Origin of the sequence: Streptomyces sp. NPDC086766, from assembly GCF_044746005.1 — a bacterium.
Lineage (GTDB): Bacteria > Actinomycetota > Actinomycetes > Streptomycetales > Streptomycetaceae > Streptomyces.
Genome location: NZ_JBIVBI010000012.1, coordinates 210,488 through 230,620, shown reverse-complemented (window position 1 = coordinate 230,620; position 20,133 = coordinate 210,488). Strand labels below are relative to the sequence as shown.

The window sequence follows — 20,133 nt, the reverse complement described above, 5'->3', positions numbered from 1 at the left end:
CGTCGCCGGGTCGCCGAGGAGGGCCCCCGCACGAGGAAGACCCGAGCACGAGGAAGGCCCCGGCCTGTTGTGATCAACAGGCCGGGGCCTTCCGGCGGAGCGAGCCGGTCAGAGCCGCTCGGGTGTCCTGATGCCCAGCAGGGCCATGCCCTGGTGCAGGGTGCGGGCCGTGACGTCGCACAGGAACAGGCGGTTCCGCACCTGCTCCGGCGTCTCGGCCTTCAGCACCGGGCACTTGTCGTAGAACGTCGTGTACAGCGACGCCAACTGGTACAGGTACGCGGCCAGCTTGTGCGGGGCGTACTCCGCGGCCGCCTCCGCGACCGTCTCCGCGAAGGCGTCGGCGTGCAGGCCCAGCGCCCGCTCCGCCTCCGTCAGCTCCAGCTCCGGGTGGGCCGCCGGACGGACCTCCCCGGCCTTGCGGAGGATCGACTGGATACGGGCGTACGCGTACTGGAGGTAGACGGACGTGTCGCCGTTCAGCGAGACCATCTGGTCCAGGTCGAACTTGTAGTCCCGGTTCGCCGACGTCGACAGGTCCGCGTACTTCACCGCGCCGATGCCCACCTGGGCACCCCGCTCGGCGATCTCCTCCTCGGACAGGTCCTGGGCCTTCTCCCGCACCACGGCCGACGCCCGGTCGATCGCCTCGTCGAGCAGATCGACCAGCTTGACCGTCTCGCCCTCACGCGTCTTGAACGGCTTGCCGTCCTTGCCGAGGACCGTGCCGAAGGCGAGGTGGAGCGCCTTCACGCCGTCGTTCAGCCAGCCGGCCCGGCGCGCGGTCTCGAAGACCATCCGGAAGTGCAGGGCCTGGCGGGCGTCCACGACGTAGAGCAGCGTGTCCGCCTTCAGGTTGAAGACGCGGTCGCGGATCGCGGACAGGTCGGTGGCCGCGTAGCCGAAGCCGCCGTCGGACTTCTGCACGATCAGCGGGACCGGCCGGCCGTCCGCGCCCTTGATGTCGTCGAAGAAGACGCACAGCGCGCCCTCGGAGCGGACCGCGACGCCGGACTCCTCCAGAAGGCGGCAGGTCTCGGTCAGCATGTCGTTGTAACCGGACTCGCCGACGATGTCCGTGTCCTGGATCTCCATGTCCAGCTTCTCGAAGACGGAGAAGAAGTAGATCTTCGACTCGTCGACGAACTTCTGCCACATGGCGAGCGTGTGCGGGTCCCCGGCCTGGAGGTCCACCACCCGGCGCCGCGCCCGCGTCTTGAACTCCTCGTCGGAGTCGAAGAGCCTGCGCGCCGCCTTGTAGAGGCGGTCGAGGTTCGACATCGCCTCCTCGCCGCTGATCTCGGCGGCCTTGTGGTCCAGCTCGTGCGGGTGCTCGTCCAGGTACTGGATGAGCATGCCGAACTGGGTGCCCCAGTCGCCGATGTGGTGCCGGCGGACCACGTTCTCCCCGGTGAACTCCAGGAGCCGGGTCACCGAGTCGCCGATCACGGCGGACCGCAGGTGGCCGACGTGCATCTCCTTCGCCACGTTCGGCTGGGCGTAGTCGATGACCGTCGTGCCGGGGTGCTCCGCGTACGGCACGCCCAGCCGGCCCTCGGGGTCGGCGGCGCGCGCGGCGAGGTTCCCGGTGATCGCCCGGTCGGCGACCGTGATGTTGAGGAAGCCCGGCCCGGAGACCTCGATGTCCTCGATCAGGTCACCCGTGGTCACCTGGGAGACGACCTGCGTGGCCAGCTCCCGGGGGTTCGCCTTGGTCCTCTTCGCCAGCGCCAGGATGCCGTTGGCCTGGAAGTCAGCCCGGTCGCTTCGTCGCAGCAGCGGGTCCGCGCCGGCGGCCTCCGGCAGGGTGGCCGAGAGGGCGGACGCGAGGTGCTGGTGGACGGAGGCGGTGAGGGACGTGACCGAGGCCATAGGAGTGGGTGCCGTTCTCCTCGACGAATGGATAGACCCGGCCAGTATCCCATGCGGGGTAAAGCGAATTTTCCGGTCGGCGGGTGAACGCCGGGCCTCTCCCACCCGTCCCACGGGGTGGGCGCGGCGGCACGGCGGCGGACGCGGCGACACGACGGGGGCGGGCGCGGCACGGCCCCGAAAAGGCGTTTTCGTGGAAGTGGTCCCGCCTGGGACAATGGAGCGGTCAGCCGTGCGACCGTACCGGCTGCTCGCGGAGAAACCTCCAGAGAACTCTTCAGAAAGAGGACGTGCCGATCGTGGCTCAGAGCACCGAGACCACCGACTGGGTCTCCCGTTTCGCGGATGAGGTCATCGAGGAGTCGGAGCGTCGGGCCCCGGGCAAACCGGTCGTCGTCGCGTCCGGGCTGTCGCCGTCCGGGCCCATCCACCTGGGGAACCTGCGCGAGGTCATGACCCCGCACCTCGTCGCCGACGAGATCCGCCGCCGTGGGCACCAGGTACGGCACCTGATCTCCTGGGACGACTACGACCGGTACCGCAAGGTGCCGGCCGGCGTCGCCGGCGTGGACGAGTCGTGGGCCGAGCACATCGGCAAGCCACTGACCTCGGTCCCCGCCCCCAAGGGCTCGCCGCACCCGAACTGGGCGGAGCACTTCAAGGCGGCCATGGTCGCCTCGCTCGCCGAACTGGGCGTGGAGTTCGACGGCATCAGCCAGACCGAGCAGTACACCACCGGCGTCTACCGCGAGCAGATCCTGCACGCGATGCGGCACCGCGGCGACATCGACGCGATCCTCGCCCAGTACCGGACCAAGAAGGCCCCCGCCAAGAAGCAGCAGCAGAAGGCGGTCGACGAGGCCGAGCTGGAGGCCGAGGAGGGCTCGGGCGCCGCGTCCGAGGACGACGGCAGCTCCGGCTCCGCCGGGTACTTCCCGTACAAGCCGTACTGCGGCAACTGCGAGAAGGACCTCACCACCGTCACCGTCTACGACGACGAGTCGACGGAGCTGACGTACGGCTGCACGGCGTGCGGCTTCTCCGAGACGGTCCGGCTCAGCGAGTTCAACCGCGGCAAGCTGGTCTGGAAGGTCGACTGGCCGATGCGCTGGGCCTACGAGGGCGTGATCTTCGAGCCGAGCGGTGTCGACCACTCGTCCCCGGGGTCCTCCTTCCAGGTCGGCGGGCAGATCGTCGGGATCTTCGGCGGCAAGCAGCCCATCGGTCCCATGTACGCCTTCGTCGGCATCTCCGGCATGGCGAAGATGTCGTCGTCCCGCGGTGGCGTGCCCACCCCGGCCGACGCGCTGCAGATCATGGAGCCGCAGCTGCTGCGCTGGCTGTACGCCCGGCGCCGGCCGAACCAGTCCTTCAAGATCGCCTTCGACCAGGAGATCCAGCGGCTCTACGACGAGTGGGACAAGCTCGCCGCCAAGGTCGCCGAGGGCTCCGCGCTTCCGGCCGACGTCGCCGCGTACACCCGCGCGGTGGGCACCGCCGCCGGTGACCTGCCGAAGACGCCCCACCCGCTGCCGTACCGCACGCTGGCGTCCGTCGCCGACATCACCGCCGGCCACCAGGACCAGGCCCTGCGCATCCTGTCCGAGCTGGACCCGGCCGACCCGCTCGCCTCGCTCGACGAGGCCCGGCCCCGGTACGACAGGGCCGAGGCGTGGATCAACACCCACGTCCCCGCCGACCAGCGCACCATCGTCCGCGAGGAGCCCGACGCCGAGCTGCTGAAGTCGCTCGACGAGCAGGCCCAGCAGTCGCTGCGCCTGCTGCTCGACGGACTGGAGGAGCACTGGTCCCTCGACGGCCTGACCCACCTCGTCTACGGCGTGCCCAAGGTCCAGGCCGGGTTCGCCGCCGACGCGACGCCCAAGGAGCTGCCCCCGGAGATCAAGACCGCCCAGCGGACCTTCTTCGCGCTCCTCTACCACCTGCTCGTGGGCCGCGACACCGGCCCCCGGCTGCCCACCCTGCTCCTGGCGGTCGGCCAGGAGCGGGTGCGGGCCCTGCTGGGCGAGTAGCACCGCTGCACGACGAAGGGGGCTCCCGGCGCACACCGGGAGCCCCCTTCGTCGTACCGCGTGGTCGTCTACGCGATGTGGTCGTCCTCCAGCTCCGCGGTGTGGCGGTTCTGGAAGCGCATGACCATCTTCTTGGCCTCGGCGTCCAGGACGGGCACGCCGTACGTCGCCTCGACGTTGTCGCTGAACTCGCGCGGCGTCGGGTAGCCGCTGCCGTTGATCGACTGCTTGAACACCTGGTAGTACCCCTCCTCGTCCGGCTCGACGGGCGGGGTGCCGCCGCCCTCACCGAGCTGGCGGGTGCGGTTCGGGCCGGACGGGATCGGGAAGCTGCCGGTCTCCTCCGGGCCCGGCTCCGCGAACTCCCGGGCGGAGGGGTCCTCGTACCGGACGGCGGCCTGGTACTGGTCGGCCCGGTACTGGTCGGCCTGGTACTGCTCGGCCTGCTGCTGCTCCGCGTACCACTGGGCGTACCGCTCCGGGTCGTACGTGGGGTCGTAGTCGCCCTGGTAGTCGACCGCCGCCGGGGTCTGGAACCAGGGACTCTGGTCGTCCGGCGGCTGCTGCGCGTACTCCGGCTCCGGCTCGGGGCCGGCGGGCTGCCGCTGCTGCGGCTGCTGCTGGGCGAACAGCTCCGGGCGCGACGACTCGCCCGCCCGCGCCGGCCGCTGCGCCGCGGACGCGGGACCGGCCGTGCGCGCGTCCGCGGCCACGGCGTCGAGCTCCTGCCGCGGCGCCGGGGGTATCAGCGCCGGCTCGATGCCCGCCGCCGCCAGGCCCGACGGAGCCGTCTCCGCCAGCGGAACGCCGTAGCGGGCCAGCCGCAGCGGCATCAGGGACTCCACCGGAGCCTTACGGCGCCAGGCCCGGCCGAAGCGCGAGCGCAGCCGCGCCTGGTAGACCAGACGCTCCTGCTCCAGCTTGATGACCTGCTCGTAGGAGCGCAGCTCCCACAGCTTCATACGGCGCCACAGCAGGAAGGTCGGGACCGGGGAGAGCAGCCAGCGGGTGAGCCGGACGCCCTCCATGTGCTTGTCGGCGGTGATGTCGGCGATCCGCCCGATCGCGTGGCGGGCCGCCTCCACCGAGACCACGAACAGGATGGGGATCACCGCGTGCATGCCGACGCCCAGCGGGTCGGGCCACGCGGCGGCGCCGTTGAACGCGATCGTCGCCGCCGTCAGCAGCCACGCGGTCTGGCGCAGCAGCGGGAAGGGGATGCGGATCCAGGTCAGGAGCAGATCGAGGGCGAGCAGGACGCAGATGCCCGCGTCGATGCCCACCGGCAGGACGTAACTGAAGTTCCCGAAGCCCTTTTTGAAGGCGAGTTCGCGGACGGCCGCGTACGAACCGGCGAAGCCGATCCCGGCGATGATCACGGCACCGGTCACGACCACGCCGATGAGAACGCGGTGCATCCGAGTCAGCTGCAGTGGCGCGGCCACCCGTACTCCCTCCCCATTGCGTGTTGTTGCGCGCAACAGGGTGGCACATCCGTACGAGGAACGGGTGGCCGGATCCGATTGCTCGGCTCTGTCCGCCTGCCGACCTGTCAGTTCATCGCGCGCTGACCCCCGGTTCCCGGAGGGCGACGTCTCAGTTCTTCGAGGCCGACGGGGACGCCGACTTGGCGGGCGACTTCGAGGCCGACGGGGACGCCTGCTTCGAGGGCGACCCGGACGCCGAGCCGGACGGGGACTTGCCCGGCTTCGAGGCACCGGAGTGGCCGTTGGCTTCGGCCACCGCGGCCACCACTTCCCGGGCCGCCTTCTCCGCGTCCTTGGCCAGTTCGGCGGCGTCCGGCGCCCCGTCCCCGGCCAGACCCGCGCCGTTGTAGTCGAGGGTGACGACCACGTTCTCCACCCGCGCCACGACCGTCTGCTGCTTGAAGGTGCCTTCCTTCTTCTTCAGGTCGTAGCGGATCGCCGTCGCCTCGTCGCCCGTTCCGGACAGCGGCTGCGACTTGCTGTTCTTCGCGCCCGTCACCGACCCCGCGTCACGCACCTGCTTCTGGTAGTACGCTCCCGCCTGCTTGTCGCCCGCGCCGCGCGAGGGGTCGGACTCGAAGCGCAGCAGGGAGACATTCAGCCAGCGGAACTGCGAACCCTTCACGCCGTTGTTGTCCAGGCTGTTCCAGGAGCAGCTGCCACGCGTGGAGACGTCGCTCGACGTGCCCCCCTTGCCCGATTTCGCACCCTTCGGAACCAGTTCGCCCAGTGTCTTCCCCGACAGGGCCTTGCACGCCTCCGGGAGCTTGCCGTACGCGGCCGCCTGCACCGTCGGCGAGGCGCTCGCGCTCGTGGACCCCTTCGCGTCCCCCGCCGGGGTCTCCGCGGCCCCGTCGGAGGAGCCGGAGCCGGAGGAGCAGGCCGCGGCCAGGAACATCACGGGGACGGCGGCCGCGCAGACGACGGCACGGTTCAGACGCTTCACTGCTCGCTGCATGGTTCCTTCACTCATGACGCTCGGTGATTCCTTGCGGTCGGATCGGTTCCGAGGGGCCACGGTACGCGGTGAGACAGCCGGGCGTTCTCGGTTCGCGTGCGGTGCGCCGGGGCGTGAAGGCGTGCGGAACGGCGGTCAGCCGCCGAGTGAATCGGCCAGTTGCGCCGCCAGTTTCCGGGCCCTGTCCTGCATTTCCTTGCTGTCCGGGACCATCCCGACGGTCGCCGGCTGCTCCTCGTACTCGATGGTCACCACCACGTTGGACGTGCGGAACACCACAGTCACCGTCCGCTGTTTCGCCGTCGAGCCGGAGCTGCTGAGCGCGTCGTCGAGGAACGCCTCGTCGCCGAGGTCGCTCAGGACGCGGGGCTGGAGGTCGGCCGACGCGGCGCTGCCGGAAGGGGACGCCGACGCGGAGGACGAGGAGGCGGGGGAGGAGGACGGGGCGGAGGCGGCGGGCGAGGACGGGGCGGCGGAGGACGAGGGCGGGCCGCCGGCGGCGCCGGTGCCGCTGCTCGGGCTGCCGGTGCCGGTGCCGGTGCTGGTGCCGGATGTGGTGGCGGTGGGCTCGGGGAGGTCGGCGGCCGCCTGCTTCGCCGCGAAGACCGACTGGGCCTGGCTGTCGTCGCTCACGCTGTTGTCGTAGGAGACGACCCGCTCGAAGTCGACCGACAGATGGTCGGTGGCGTCCGGGCCGTCGACCTTCCAGCGGCAGCCCACCCTGCGGTCGGTGTCGTAGGTGAGCGCGGCCTCGCCCTCGTACGCCTTGGTGCGCTGGTCCAGGTCCGTGAGCTGCTTGATGCCGGGCAGCATCGCGTCGAGGGTGCCGTGGCCGACCGCGCCGCAGGGCTCCGGCAGCGTGCGGTACTTGCCCGGCTGGGCCGCCACCGTCGCCGTCCCGGCGTCACCCTGGTTGGCGTCGTCCGTGTTGGCGCTGCCCGGCGAGCCCGAGGTGCAGCCGGCCAGCAGCGCCACGAGAAGCGCGGCCGACCCGGATAGGTACGCCTTCCGCAGCACGGGCGGGCTCCTCTCGACGATGTCCGTCCACTGGGTGGTCTCGGCGGTCCCCGCTGCTTATTCGCTTGCCGGGCGGGGGCGCCCCCTGGAGACAATGTGTATCGCACGCACTGCCGTGGACGCCGGTCCGTAGTCCTGTTTCATCGACCTTGGCGCCGGTATTGCGATTCAAGGCTTCTGTAGTCATCCGGGGGAATGAGGACGATATGTCGTACGTGGAAATGCCGGGCGCGAAGGTGCCCATCCGTATGTGGGCCGACCCCGCGACGGTCGAGGGCGCGGCGATGCAGCAGCTCCAGAACGTGGCGACCCTGCCGTGGATCAAGGGCCTCGCGGTCATGCCGGACGTCCACTACGGCAAGGGCGCAACGGTCGGTTCGGTGATCGCGATGCGGGGCGCGGTGTGCCCGGCGGCGGTCGGGGTCGACATCGGCTGCGGGATGTCCGCGGTCCGCACCTCCCTGACGGCGAACGACCTTCCGGGCGACCTCTCCCGGCTGCGCTCGAAGATCGAGCAGGCGATCCCGGTGGGCCGCGGGATGCACGACAGCCCGGTGGACCCGGGCCACTTCCACGGCTTCGCCACCTCGGGGTGGGGGGACTTCTGGGGGCGGTTCGACGGGGTGGCCGACTCGGTCAAGTTCCGTCAGGAACGGGCGACAAAGCAGATGGGAACGCTCGGTAGCGGCAACCACTTCGTTGAAGTTTGCACTGATTCGACCGGTTTCGTTTGGCTGATGCTCCACTCCGGTTCCCGGAACATCGGCAAGGAGCTGGCCGAGCACCACATCGGCGTCGCGCAGAAGCTCCCGCACAACCAGGGTCTGGTCGACCGTGACCTCGCGGTCTTCGTCGCGGACACCCCGCAGATGGCCGCGTACGAGCACGACCTCTACTGGGCCCAGGAATACGCCAGGTACAACCGGTCGATCATGATGGCGCTTCTCAAGGACGTGGTCCGCAAGGAGTTCAAGAAGGCCAAGGTCGCCTTCGAGCCCGAGGTGAGCTGCCATCACAACTACGTCAGCCGTGAGCGGTACGAGGGCATGGACCTGCTCGTCACCCGCAAGGGCGCGATCCGCGCGGGCTCGGGCGAGTACGGGATCATCCCGGGTTCGATGGGCACCGGCTCGTACATCGTGAAGGGCCTCGGCAACGACAAGTCCTTCAACTCCGCGTCGCACGGCGCCGGTCGGCGCATGAGCCGCAACGCCGCCAAGCGGCGCTTCTCCACCAAGGACCTCGAGGAGCAGACCCGGGGTGTGGAGTGCCGCAAGGACTCCGGCGTCGTCGACGAGATCCCCGGCGCCTACAAGCCGATCGAGCAGGTCATCGACCAGCAGCGCGACCTGGTGGAGGTCGTGGCGAAGCTGAAGCAGGTCGTGTGCGTGAAGGGCTGACGCACCTGGCTCCCGGCGCCGGCCGGGAGCCGCGCGGCGCGTGCGGCCGGGTCGCTTTCGTGGGGGCTGGGGCTACTTCGCGTGGCGGACGGCGTAGATCATGACGAAGGCCACGATGTGGATGCCGAAGAGGAAGTAGGCGAGGTAGTACCAGACCTGGCGTTCGCGCCTGGTCTCCAGGGCCAGGCGTTCGCGCTCCGCCTCGCGGTCGGGGGTGTCGGTCACGACCGCTCCCGGTACACCTTGGTGTTGGACGCCTGGGCACGCGGGCGCACGATCAGCAGGTCGATGTTGACGTGGCTGGGGCGGGTCACCGCCCAGGTGATGGTCTCGGCGACGTCGTCGGCGGTGAGCGGTTCGGCGACGCCCTCGTAGACCTTCTCCGCCTTCTCCTTGTCGCCGCCGAAGCGGGTCAGCGCGAACTCCTCCGTCTTCACCATGCCGGGCGCGATCTCGATGACGCGGACGGGTGTGCCGAGGATCTCCAGGCGGAGGGTCTCGGCGAGGACGTGGGCGCCGTGCTTGGCGGCGACGTAGCCCGCGCCGCCCTCGTAGGTGGCGTGTCCCGCGGTGGAGGACACCACGACGACGGTGCCGTCGCCGCCGGCCTCCAGCTTGGGCAGCAGGGCCTGGGTGAGGTTCAGGGTGCCGAGGACGTTCGTCTCGTACATCGCGCGCCAGTCGGCCGGGTCGCCGGTGGCGACCGGGTCGGCGCCGAGCGCGCCGCCCGCGTTGTTGACCAGGACGGCGACCGTCTTGAACGCGGTGGCGAACTCGTCGACCGCGGTGCGGTCGGTGACGTCCAGCTGGTACGCCGTCGCCGCGTGGCCGGCGGCCTTGATCTCCTCGGCGAGCGCCTCGATGCGGTCCTTGCGGCGGGCGGTCAGCACGACGCGGTAGCCGGCCGCGGCGAGCTGCCGGGCCGTGGCGGCGCCGATGCCGCTGCTCGCACCGGTGACGACGGCGATGCGGGAGGCGGCGGACGGTGCGGCGGTGGCCATGGACTGCTCCTCGGGCTGCGGCGGTTCCTGCTGCCCAGGGTAGGCGACGGGGGCGGGCGTCCGGGTGGGCCTTCCGGCCCCGGCGCGCTGGTCGCCGGTCAGCTGCCGCCGCGCGGAGCCCACATGATCACCGCCATGCCGGCGAGGCAGATCAGGGCGCCCGCGAGGTCCCAGCGGTCGGGCCGGTAGCCGTCCGCGACCGCGCCCCACAGGAGCGAACCGGCGACGAAGACCCCGCCGTACGCGGCGAGGACGCGGCCGAAGTGGGCGTCCGGCTGGAAGGTGGCGACGAAGCCGTACGCGCCGAGGGCGAGGACGCCGCCGCCGGCCCACAGCCAGCCGCGGTGTTCGCGCACACCCTGCCAGACCAGCCAGGCACCGCCGATCTCGAACAGTGCGGCGACGGCGAAGAGGGCGGCGGAGCGGAGGATCGGCATGCGGGCAGCCTCGCACGGAGCCCGCGGCCGTTTCTGCTTGGATGCCGGTGGTCGTGATGCGGAGGAGGTGTGGCCGGGGTGGCGAGCCGGGGGCTGGGGCGGCGGTTCGGGTGGCTGTGGGCGGCATACGGGGTCAGTACGTTCGGGTCGTGGCTGGCCTTCGACGCCTTCCCGATGATCGCGGTGCTGGTGCTGCACGCCGGGTCGGCCGAGGTGTCGCTCCTGGCGGCGGTGGGCCTGGCGGTGGGCGCGGTGGTGGCGGTGCCGCTCGGGCCGTGGATGGAGTTCCGCCGCAAGCGGCCGGTGATGATCGCGACGGACCTGGTCCGGTGCGCGGCGCTGCTCAGCGTGCCCGTGGCGTTCGCGTTCGGCGGGCTCGGCTTCGCCCAGCTGCTGGTCGTGTCGGTGGTCGTGGCGGCGGCCGACATCGCCTTCGGCGCGGCGAGCGGCGCGTATCTGAAGACCCTCGTGGCTCCTGAGGACCTGCTGGCCGCGAACGGCAGGTTCGAGTCGACGACCTGGACGTCCAGCGTCCTCGGGCCGCCGGCCGGGGGCGCGGCGATCGGGCTGTTCGGGCCGGTGGTGACGGTGGGGGCCGACGCGGTCAGCTTTCTGCTGTCGGCCGCCGGGATCCGGGCGATCGGCGGGAGGGAGCCGCGCCCCGGGCGCGCGGCGGCACCGGCGCGGCCGCGGGCGGGCGATCTGCTCCAGGGGTGGCGGTTCATCCTTTCCCACCCGGTGCTGCGCCCGCTGTTCTTCAACACGGTTCTGAACAACGGCCTGATCATGGCGGTCTCGCCGCTGCTCGCGGTGCTGATGCTCGGCCCGCTGGGGTTCGCGCCGTGGCAGTACGGGCTGGCCTTCGCGGTGCCGTGCCTCGGGGGTCTGGTCGGCTCCCGGCTGGCCCGGCCGCTGGTCGCGCGGTTCGGGCAGGGCCGGGTGCTGCGCGCCGCCGGGGTGCTGCGCGCGTGCTGGCCGGTGGGGCTGGTGCTGGTCCGGCCGGGTGTGCCCGGGCTGGCGCTGGTGATGGCGGTGGAGCTGATGCTGATCACCTGCTGCGCCGTGTTCAACCCGGTGTTCGCGACGTACCGGCTGGAGCGGACGCCCCCGGACCGGGTCGCCCGTGTGCTGTCGGCGTGGTCGGTGACCGGCAAGGCGACCGTCGCGGCCCTGACCGCGCTGTGGGGCCTGCTGGGCGCTCTGGCCGGTCCGCGGACCGCGATCGGTGTCGCGGGTCTGCTGCTCCTGGCGACTCCGCTGCTGTTGCCGGGGCGGCGCGAGCTGGCGTCCGAACCGGCCTCGGGGCGGGCGTCGAACGCCTCGGGTCAGCCCACCGAAGCCTCCGGTCGGCCCACCGGCGGGGAAGGGAATACCGCCGGTGGGGCACCCGTTGCAGGGATATAGTTGAAAAATCAACAACCTGGAGGGTGAGCGACCATGCAGTTCGGGATCTTCAGCGTCGGCGACGTCACGCCGGACCCCACCACGGGCCGTACGCCGACCGAGCGCGAGCGCATCAAGGCCATGGTCGCCATCGCGCTGAAGGCCGAGGAGGCCGGCCTGGACGTCTTCGCGACCGGCGAGCACCACAACCCGCCGTTCGTGCCGTCGTCGCCGACCACGATGCTCGGCTACATCGCCGCGCGGACGGAGCGGCTGATCCTGTCCACCTCCACCACCCTCATCACCACCAACGACCCGGTGAAGATCGCCGAGGACTACGCGATGCTCCAGCACCTCGCGGACGGCCGGGTCGACCTGATGACGGGCCGCGGCAACACCGGGCCGGTCTACCCGTGGTTCGGCCAGGACATCCGCCAGGGCATCAACCTCGCCGTCGAGAACTACGCGCTGCTGCACCGGCTGTGGCGCGAGGACGTGGTCGACTGGGAGGGGAAGTTCCGCACCCCGCTGCAGGGCTTCACCTCCACCCCGCGCCCGCTGGACGGCATACCCCCGTTCGTCTGGCACGGCTCCATCCGCTCCCCGGAGATCGCCGAGCAGGCCGCGTACTACGGCGACGGCTTCTTCCACAACAACATCTTCTGGCCCGCCGACCACACCAAGCGGATGATCGAGCTGTACCGCTCCCGCTACGCCCACTACGGGCACGGCACGGCCGAGCAGGCGATCGTCGGCCTCGGCGGCCAGGTGTTCATGCGGCGCAACTCCCAGGACGCGGTGCGCGAGTTCCGCCCCTACTTCGACAACGCCCCGGTCTACGGTCACGGGCCCTCCCTGGAGGACTTCACCGACCAGACCCCGCTGACCGTCGGCTCCCCGCAGCAGGTGATCGAGAAGACCCTGTCCTTCCGCGAGTACGCCGGCGACTACCAGCGCCAGTTGTTCCTGATGGACCACGCGGGACTGCCGCTGAAGACCGTGCTGGAGCAGATCGACATGCTCGGCGAGGAGGTCGTGCCGGTGCTGCGCAAGGAGTTCGCGGCGGGCCGCCCGGCGGGCGTGCCGGACGCGCCCACGCACCTGTCCCTGCTGGCGGACCGGACGTCGCGGGAGGCCGCCGCATGAAGCTCGTCGTCGTCTCCGCGGGACTGAGCGTCCCGTCCTCCACCCGGCTGCTGGCCGACCGACTGGCCGCCGCGGCGCGGCGGCGGGCCCCGGCCGGCGCGCTGGACCTGCGGGTGGTCGAGCTGCGGGACCTCGCCGTCGAGATCGCCCACCACCTCACCAGTGGTTTCCCCGGCAAGGCGCTGGCCGGCGCGCTGGACGCGGTGGCGGCCGCCGACGGGCTGATCGTGGTCACCCCGGTGTTCGCGGCGTCGTACAGCGGACTGTTCAAGTCCTTCTTCGACGTGCTGGACAAGGACGCCCTGGCGGGCAGGCCGGTGCTGATCGCGGCGACCGGCGGTACGGCCCGCCACTCGCTGGTGCTGGACCACGCCCTGCGTCCGCTCTTCGCCCATCTGCGGGCGGTGGTCGTCCCGACCGGCGTCTACGCGGCCTCGGAGGACTGGGGCGCCGAGGGCCTGCCCGAGCGGATCGAACGGGCGGCGGGCGAGCTGGTCGCGCTGATGACCGGCCTGCCGGGTACGCCGGGCCCCTCGGCCGGTCCCGGGGCCGGTCTCCCGGCGGCCGCCCCGGCGGGGGCCGCGGCGCGGGAATCCGCGGCCGGGACCGCGCCCGAGGAGGCCGGTGGCTTCCGGGTGGTGCCGTTCGAGGAGCGGCTCGCGGCCCTGCGGACGTGACGGGGCCCGGGCCGGGCCGGGGCCCGGAGGCGCGGTCACCGGGGTCCCGCGGGCCGCGCGGCGCGCGGTGAGAGGACGGCGGGCGCCTTGCCCCGGGTTGCGTCCGGGACGGTGAGAGCCGGGTAAAAAGGGTGATCGTAGACCTGTTCGCCCCGGCCACGGCGTCGTGGGCCTTGGCAGACTGGACGCGTGCCTCAGACTGTGCTGCTCGCCGAAGACGACCGCGCCATCCGCCACGCCCTGGAACGGGCCCTGACCCTGGAGGGCTACGCGGTGACGGCGGTCGCCGACGGCGTCGAGGCACTCGCCCAGGCCCACAGGACCCCGCCGGACGTCCTCGTCCTGGACGTGATGATGCCGGGCATCGACGGCCTCCAGGTCTGCCGGGTGCTGCGCGCCGAGGGCGACCGCACACCGATCCTCATGCTCACCGCCCTCGTGGAGACCGCCGACCGCATCGCCGGTCTGGACGCGGGCGCCGACGACTACGTGGTCAAGCCGTTCGACGTCGAGGAGGTCTTCGCCCGCCTGCGCGCCCTGCTGCGCCGCACCAGCCCCAACGGCGGCGGCGCCCCCGCGGGCGACGCGCCGGTGAGGGAACCGCAGCTGCCCGAGCGGCAGGTCGAGGCGGCCGGCATCCGCATGGACCCGCAGGCCCGCCGCGTGTGGCGGGGCGACCGGGAGCTGGAGCTGACCCGCACCGAGTTCGAACTGCTGGAACTGCTGGTCCGCAACGCCGGCATCGTCCTCGACCACTCGACCATCTACGACCGCATCTGGGGCTACGACTTCGGCCCCGGCTCCAAGAACCTCGCCGTGTACGTCGGCTATCTGCGCCGCAAGCTCGACCAGCCGGACGCGCCGCAGCTGATCCACACCGTCCGCGGCGTGGGTTACGTGCTGCGGGAGGACTAGGTGGGCCGTCTCGCGCGGCTGCTGGACCTGCCCCGGCCCCGGCTGTCGTCGCTGCGCACCACCTTCGCGGTGTCGTTCGCCGCGGTCACCGCCGCCGTCACCATCCTCGTCGGCATCGTGTCGTACAGCTCCGCGGCCCGGCTGGTGCGGGTCGACCAGCAGTCCGTGTTCACCCAGGTCGTGCAGGACGTGCAGGACGAGGTGCGGCGCTACGACCGCACGCCCGAGGACTTCTCCTCCTCCCGCCCCGGGCACGAGGTCGTCCGGCCCAGCCGCACCGACGTGCAGGTGCTCGGCCCGCACGGTCAGATCGTCGACCACGGCAGCCCCGTGCTGCCGGTCACCGCGAAGGACCGCGCGCTGGCCGCGAGCCGGACCGAGGGCAGGACGGCGGAGTACAAGGACGTCGTCGTCGCCTCGGACGTCTACCGCATCGCCACCGTGGCGCTCGGCGACGGGCGCGGCGCCGTGCAGGTCGCGCAGGAGTTCAGCGACACCGAGGACCTGCTGCGGGCCCTCCAGCAGCGCACCCTCGTCCTGATGGGCGTCGTGGTGATCGCCGCAGGCCTGTGCGGCTGGTGGCTGGCCCGCCGCATCACGCGCCGGCTGGTGATCCTCACCTCCGCCGCCGAGGACGTCGCCCGCACCCGGCAGCTCGGCATCGAGGTCCCGGTCACGGGCTACGACGAGGTGGGCCGCCTCGGCCGCTCCTTCGACCACATGCTCGGCCGGCTCGCCCAGTCCGAGGAGGACCAGCGGCGGCTGGTCCAGGACGCGGGCCACGAACTGCGAACCCCGCTCACCTCCCTGCGGACCAACATCTCCCTGCTGCGCCGCATCGACGAACTCCCGCCCGCCACCCGCGAGGAACTGGTCGCCGACCTCACCCAGGAGGCCCGCGAACTGACCGACCTGGTCAACGAGCTCGTCGACCTCGCCGCCGGGCAGTCCGACACCGAGCCGCCGCAGCGGGTCGACCTCGCCGACATCGCGGAGGACGTCGCGGGCGCCGCCCGCCGCCGTACCGGGCGCACCGTCGTGGTCCGCGCGAGCGGCGACACGACGGCCGAGGGGCGCCCGGCGATGCTCCAGCGCGCGCTGTCCAACCTCGTCGAGAACGCCGCGAAGTTCGACCGCGGCGGCAGGGAGCCCATCGAGATCAGCGTGGCCGGTCCGGCCCGGCCGGGTCCGGTCCGCGTCGAGGTCCTCGACCGTGGGCCGGGCATCTCCGAGGGGGACCTGATCCGCATCTTCGACCGCTTCTACCGCGCCGCCGACGCCCGCTCCCTGCCCGGCTCCGGCCTCGGCCTGTCCATCGTGCGGGAGGTGGCCCTGGCCCACGGCGGCGCGCCGTTCGCCTTCCGGCGCAACGGGGGCGGTTCCGTGATCGGGTTCACGGTGGGCGTGGACCGGGACCGGGACCGCGGCCATCACGACACCGGCGGCGCCCCGAACGGGGCACGCGGGGGGAGCTGAGGCCCGGAGGGGTGCGGCGGGGACGGCGGGCCGGGCGGCGGACGGGGGCGCGCCGGCTTTCCCTCGCGCCGGCACCCGCAGGCACGGACTTCCGTGTGTACGGGCTTGCGCGGGCATTCACCTGCGCAGGCATCTGTTCGAGGCGGCCGGGATGGCCCGATGATCGGGGGCACCGGCCGACCACGAGGAGCGCCCATGACCATCACCGGCGACGAGCTGAACAGCGAGGGCCTGGGCCAGGAGGACCCGGCCCCCTCGGAGCCGGGCCGGGAGAGCCGGAGCCGGAACGGCCTGGGCCGCGAGGAGCCGGGTGGGGACGCGCGGGGCCGTGCCGGGCTCGGTCGTGCCGAGGCCGCCGCGCTGGACGAGGTCGACGAGGCGGCCGTGGCCCGGGCGCTGCAGGAGCTCATCGCGATTCCGAGTGTGACCGGGAGTGCCGCAGAGTCGGAGATTCAGCACCACTTGGCCGGGCGCCTGGAGCGGCTCGGGATGGACGTCGACCTCTGGTCCATGGACCTGCCCGCGCTGCGCGCCCACCCCGGCTTCCCCGGCGCGGAGGCACCGCGCGAGGAGGCGTGGGGCCTGGTCGGCACGACCCCGGACGGCGGCGACGGGCCGGTGCTCGTCCTCCAGGGGCACGTCGACGTCGTACCGCCCGGTGACCATGCCGCATGGGACGGCGACCCGTTCGTGCCGAGGGTGAGCGGGGACCTGGTGCACGGGCGCGGCGCCTGCGACATGAAGGCCGGGCTGGTCGCGCACCTCGCCGCGCTGGCGGCGATCCGCGCGGCCGGGGTGCGGCTGCGCGGCCGGGTCGCCGCGCACTTCGTGGTCGGCGAGGAGGACGGCGGCCTCGGCGCGTTCGGCACGCTGCGCCGCGGCCACGGCGGGGACGCGTGCGTGATCACCGAGCCCACCGGCGGCACGCTGATCACCGCCAACGCGGGCGCGCTGACCTTCCGCCTCACCGTGCCCGGTAAGGCGGCGCACGCCAGCTCGCGGGACGCGGGGGTCAGCGCGATCGACGCCTACCTGCCGCTGCACCGGGCCCTGGCCGAGCTGGAGCGGGCCCGCAACGCGGACCCCGCACCGCTCATGGCGGAGTACCCGATCCCGTACGCGCTGTCGGTCGGCACGCTGCGCGCGGGCGACTGGGCGAGCAGCGTGCCGGACCTGCTGGTCGCCGAGGGACGCCTGGGCGTAAGGCTGGGCGAGGACCCGGCGCACGCCCGCGCCGAGCTGGAGCGGTGCGTGGCCGACGCGTGCGCGGCCGACCCGTGGCTGCGGGACCGTCCGGCGAGCGTGAGCTGGCCCGGCGGGCAGTTCGCCAGCGGGCGGCTGCCGGAGGGGCACCCGCTGCGGGACGTGGTGCGCGGCGCGCACGCGGACGCGGTCGGGGGCCCGCCGGTGCGCGAGCGCGGGGCGCCGTACGGCAGCGACCTCCGGCTGTACGCGACGGCGGGGATTCCGACGCTCCAGTTCGGGCCGGGCGACGTGCGGGTGGCGCACAGTGAGCGGGAGCACGTGTCCGTGCGCGAGGTGGTGGCGGTGGCGCGGGCGCTGGTGCTGACGGTGCTGCGGACGGTGGGGACCAGGTGACGACGTGATGAGGTGACCGGGTCACGCCTCGGCCGCAGGAGGCCGTGCGAGCGGGGGCGAGCGAGGCGGGCGATGCCTGCGGGACGGCCGGAGTCCCGGAGCGGGGTGCCCCGGAGGGAGCGCTCGCCCGGGCGGGGTGACCCCTCGGTCACGGGGGAGTCCGTGTCCGCCCGGGCGGCGTGAGCCTCAGCCGCGGCCGTCCGCCCCCGCGCCTGCCTGGGCGGGCGCGGGGGACTCCTTGCGGCGGGTGAAGGACGGCAGGGCCGGCGGGGTGAGGAAGCCCTCGGCGCGGGCGCTGGCCAGGCCGATGCGCGGGATGTCGCTGCTCTTGGCGAACAGCAGGAACCGGGGCTCCCAGACGGGCCGGTACTTGGCGTTGGCGCGGTAGAGGGACTCGATCTGCCACCAGCGGGAGAAGAAGGTGAGCACCGACCGCCACAGCCGCAGCACCGGACCGGCGCCGAGACGGGCACCGCGCTCGAAGACCGAGCGGAACATCGCGAAGTTCAGCGACACCCGGCGCACCCCGATCTCCCCGGCGCGCAGCAGCAGTTCGACGACCATGAACTCCATCAGGCCGTTCTCGCAGGAGCGGTCCCGGCGCATCAGGTCCAGCGACAGGCCTTGCTCGCCCCAGGGCACGAAGCTGAGCAGCGCCCGCGGCACGTCGTCGGCGTCCCGGCACTCCAGCATCACGCAGCGGCCGTCGGCCGCGTCGCCCAGGCGGCCCAGCGCCATGGAGAAGCCGCGCTCGGTGGCGCCGTCGCGCCAGGCGTCGGCCCGCTCCACCAGCATCGCCATCTCGTCGTCGGAGATGTCCTCGTGGCGGCGGATGCGTACGGTGTACCCGGCCCGGCGGACCCGGTTGTGCGCCTGCCGCACGACCCGCATGGCCCGCCCCTCCAGGCTGAAGTCGGCGACCTCCACGATGGCCTCGTCGCCCAGTTCCAGCGCGTCCAGGCCGTGCCGGGCGTAGATCGTGCCGGCCTCCTCGCTCGCGCCCATGACGGCGGGCGTCCAGGCGTGCCGGCGGGCCTCGGCGAGCCAGGCGTCGATGGCGCCGGGCCATGCCTCGGGGTCGCCGATGGGGTCGCCGGAGGCGAGGCTGACCCCGTTGACGACGCGGTAGGTGACGGCCGCCTTGCCGGTGGGGGAGAAGATCGCGGCCTTGTCGCGGCGCAGCGCGAAGTAGCCGAGGGAGTCCCGGTCGCCGTGCCGGTCGAGCAGCTCGCGCAGCCGCTTCTCGTCCTCCGCGCCGAGCAGGGCGAGGCCGCGGGGCGAGCGGAAGCAGGCGTACAGGACGAGGACGAAGGTCGCCGCCATCAGGACGTTGATCGTGACGTCCGTCCAGCGGGGGGCGTGCACGGCGGCGACGCGGTCGGCGAGCGGGCCGACGCTGACCCCGCGCAGCATCGTGTACGCGATCTTGTCGGTCAGGGAGGCGTCGGGCACCGTGTTGGTGGCGTCGACGAGGAGGGTGCCCAGGGCGCCGCTGACCAGCAGTCCGCCGGCGCCCACGGCGAGGGCGAGCCGGGGGTTCGAGCGGTCGCCGATGGCGTTGAACTCACGGCGGCCGATCAGCAGGGCGGCCACGAACAGGCCGGTGAGCGCGGCGGAGAGCCAGTTGAAGACGTGGTCGCGGTAGCGCTCCTGGGTCAGCGCGAGGACGTAGAGCGCGAAGAGGGGCCCGGCGAGCAGCAGGTTGGACAGCCAGGCGGCGCGCTTGCGGCGCCGCATCACCACGGCCAGGAACAGCGCGAGCGCCGCCGAGACCAGGCCGGCCGTGGCCAGGTACGGCGTGAAGAACTCGCCCGCGTTGTGCTCGTGGACCTCCTCGCGGAAGGGCAGCGAGAGCACCGCGACGATGTTGAGGACCGCGAGCAGCCGCAGGTACCAGACCGTGGCGGTGGCGGCACGCCTGCGCAGGCACGGGCCCGGCCAGGGGCGTGCCGATTCGCGGGGGCCGCGCTGCGGGGGGATGGGGACCGACTGCTGTGCAGGCATGGTGACACGTCACCTTGGGACTGGGAGCGGGCCGGCGAACCGGCGGGGACGGAGCGGGCGGACGGACGCGCGGCCCGCCGCACGCCCTTGTCGCTGACCCTACAGCTCGTAGGGTAACGGAGGCGCGCCGGACTGTCGGCGGCCGATGCCGAGGAAAATCGGTGAGGATCCGGGGCGTGCAGGGTAAGACCCCGCGCAGGCCTACCCGCGTAGCGCGACGGTTACTCGGCCGGAGCGGGCACGGGGTCGACTTCGCCCGGCTCCGGCTCGGCGCAGCCCGGGCTGGGGCGGCGCGGGCCGGCGTCACCGGCCCCTCGCTCGCCGGTCCGCCCCTCGGGCCGGTCCCCGGTCCGTCTCCCGCCGGTCGGCCGGTCGCCGGTCCGTCCGCCGCCCGCTGCCGCGCGGCGGCGGGGTGCCGTCAGGATCCAGGCCAGGTTGCCCACCGCCGCGCCCGCCGCCACCGTCGCCGCGATGACCCCCGCCGTGGCGAAGCCGTCGCTGAACAGGTGGGGCCGTCGGTCGAGGCTGTGCAGCCCGAAGCCGCACAGCTGGTACACGCCGACGGCGGCGATGGTGAGACTCACGACGAGCAGCGCGACGGTCGGACCGAGCGCGCCCTCCGTGTCCTCCCCGGCCGGGGCGCCCGGCCCCGGGCTACGTGCTTCCTGCATGGGTCCCCCGTCGACGGATGGATGGCGAGCCGGACCCTACAGTACGTAGGGACATCC

The 20,133-nt window shown here is 72.7% G+C and carries 17 protein-coding genes; 8 read left to right on the top strand and 9 right to left on the bottom strand.

The genetic code is table 11. The annotated features are described in order from the left end of the window. Nucleotides 1–108: 108 nt before the first annotated feature. Nucleotides 109–1,872: an arginine--tRNA ligase gene (gene argS, locus ACIPM1_RS22955; protein WP_402437455.1), complete on the bottom strand. Its 1,764-nt coding sequence runs from the start codon at nt 1,870–1,872 to the stop codon at nt 109–111. 290 nt (nt 1,873–2,162) lie between these two features. Between argS and lysS the strand changes: the two genes are divergently transcribed. Continuing rightward, nucleotides 2,163–3,905 (top strand): lysine--tRNA ligase, encoded by a 1,743-nt coding sequence (gene lysS, locus ACIPM1_RS22950; RefSeq protein ID WP_402437453.1) that lies wholly within the window; start codon nt 2,163–2,165, stop codon nt 3,903–3,905. A 68-nt stretch (nt 3,906–3,973) separates the two neighbouring features. Here lysS and ACIPM1_RS22945 read toward each other — a convergent pair whose 3' ends face one another. The 3 genes from ACIPM1_RS22945 to ACIPM1_RS22935 all read right to left on the bottom strand — a co-directional run bounded on the left by ACIPM1_RS22945 (nt 3,974) and on the right by ACIPM1_RS22935 (nt 7,367). Beyond that, on the bottom strand, nt 3,974–5,350 hold the full coding sequence (locus ACIPM1_RS22945; RefSeq protein WP_402437451.1) for a DUF2637 domain-containing protein: 1,377 nt from the start codon (nt 5,348–5,350) through the stop codon (nt 3,974–3,976). A gap of 151 nt (nt 5,351–5,501) precedes the next feature. Beyond that, nucleotides 5,502–6,365 carry a DUF3558 domain-containing protein gene (locus ACIPM1_RS22940; protein WP_402437449.1) on the bottom strand — a complete coding sequence of 288 codons (864 nt, stop codon included), beginning with the start codon at nt 6,363–6,365 and terminating at the stop codon, nt 5,502–5,504. 120 nt (nt 6,366–6,485) lie between these two features. Then, entirely contained in the window at nt 6,486–7,367 is an 882-nt protein-coding gene (locus ACIPM1_RS22935) for a DUF3558 domain-containing protein (RefSeq protein ID WP_402437447.1), read from the bottom strand. 206 nt (nt 7,368–7,573) lie between these two features. On the opposite strand from ACIPM1_RS22935, the gene ACIPM1_RS22930 reads away from it, so the two are divergent. Then, nucleotides 7,574–8,767, top strand: coding sequence for an RtcB family protein (locus tag ACIPM1_RS22930; protein WP_402437445.1), 1,194 nt, complete (start codon nt 7,574–7,576; stop codon nt 8,765–8,767). Between the two features lie 72 nt (nt 8,768–8,839). Here the strand turns inward: ACIPM1_RS22930 and ACIPM1_RS22925 are convergent, their stop codons facing one another. The 3 genes from ACIPM1_RS22925 to ACIPM1_RS22915 form a co-directional block, all read right to left on the bottom strand. Further along, the gene (locus ACIPM1_RS22925) at nt 8,840–8,992 is read right to left on the bottom strand and encodes a hypothetical protein (protein ID WP_402437443.1); all 153 of its coding nucleotides are present in this window, start codon (nt 8,990–8,992) and stop codon (nt 8,840–8,842) included. Beyond that, the gene (locus ACIPM1_RS22920; protein WP_402437441.1) at nt 8,989–9,768 is read right to left on the bottom strand and encodes an SDR family NAD(P)-dependent oxidoreductase; all 780 of its coding nucleotides are present in this window, start codon (nt 9,766–9,768) and stop codon (nt 8,989–8,991) included. Before ACIPM1_RS22920 ends, ACIPM1_RS22925 begins: the two co-directional genes overlap by 4 nt. 98 nt (nt 9,769–9,866) lie before the next feature. Beyond that, nucleotides 9,867–10,205: a YnfA family protein gene (locus ACIPM1_RS22915; protein WP_356187318.1), complete on the bottom strand. Its 339-nt coding sequence runs from the start codon at nt 10,203–10,205 to the stop codon at nt 9,867–9,869. A 78-nt stretch (nt 10,206–10,283) separates the two neighbouring features. On the opposite strand from ACIPM1_RS22915, the gene ACIPM1_RS22910 reads away from it, so the two are divergent. From ACIPM1_RS22910 to ACIPM1_RS22885, 6 genes are all read left to right on the top strand, one after another. Then, nucleotides 10,284–11,609 (top strand): MFS transporter, encoded by a 1,326-nt coding sequence (locus ACIPM1_RS22910; RefSeq protein ID WP_402437438.1) that lies wholly within the window; start codon nt 10,284–10,286, stop codon nt 11,607–11,609. 33 nt (nt 11,610–11,642) lie between these two features. Next, entirely contained in the window at nt 11,643–12,734 is a 1,092-nt protein-coding gene (locus tag ACIPM1_RS22905; RefSeq protein WP_402437437.1) for an LLM class flavin-dependent oxidoreductase, read from the top strand. Further along, the gene (locus ACIPM1_RS22900; protein WP_402437435.1) at nt 12,731–13,411 is read left to right on the top strand and encodes a CE1759 family FMN reductase; all 681 of its coding nucleotides are present in this window, start codon (nt 12,731–12,733) and stop codon (nt 13,409–13,411) included. Before ACIPM1_RS22905 ends, ACIPM1_RS22900 begins: the two co-directional genes overlap by 4 nt. A 201-nt stretch (nt 13,412–13,612) precedes the next feature. Beyond that, on the top strand, nt 13,613–14,326 hold the full coding sequence (locus ACIPM1_RS22895) for a response regulator transcription factor (RefSeq protein WP_402437518.1): 714 nt from the start codon (nt 13,613–13,615) through the stop codon (nt 14,324–14,326). Next, nucleotides 14,327–15,802: an ATP-binding protein gene (locus ACIPM1_RS22890; RefSeq protein WP_402437433.1), complete on the top strand. Its 1,476-nt coding sequence runs from the start codon at nt 14,327–14,329 to the stop codon at nt 15,800–15,802. It abuts the gene before it with no gap. Nucleotides 15,803–15,997: 195 nt separating this feature from the next. Continuing rightward, nucleotides 15,998–17,401 carry an ArgE/DapE family deacylase gene (locus tag ACIPM1_RS22885; protein ID WP_402437431.1) on the top strand — a complete coding sequence of 468 codons (1,404 nt, stop codon included), beginning with the start codon at nt 15,998–16,000 and terminating at the stop codon, nt 17,399–17,401. Nucleotides 17,402–17,587: 186 nt separating this feature from the next. Here ACIPM1_RS22885 and ACIPM1_RS22880 read toward each other — a convergent pair whose 3' ends face one another. Together ACIPM1_RS22880 and ACIPM1_RS22875 are read right to left on the bottom strand one after the other, a co-directional pair. Beyond that, the gene (locus ACIPM1_RS22880) at nt 17,588–19,405 is read right to left on the bottom strand and encodes a phosphatidylglycerol lysyltransferase domain-containing protein (protein ID WP_402437429.1); all 1,818 of its coding nucleotides are present in this window, start codon (nt 19,403–19,405) and stop codon (nt 17,588–17,590) included. A 221-nt stretch (nt 19,406–19,626) separates the two neighbouring features. After that, nucleotides 19,627–20,076 (bottom strand): hypothetical protein, encoded by a 450-nt coding sequence (locus tag ACIPM1_RS22875; RefSeq protein ID WP_402437427.1) that lies wholly within the window; start codon nt 20,074–20,076, stop codon nt 19,627–19,629. Nucleotides 20,077–20,133 lie beyond the last annotated feature (57 nt).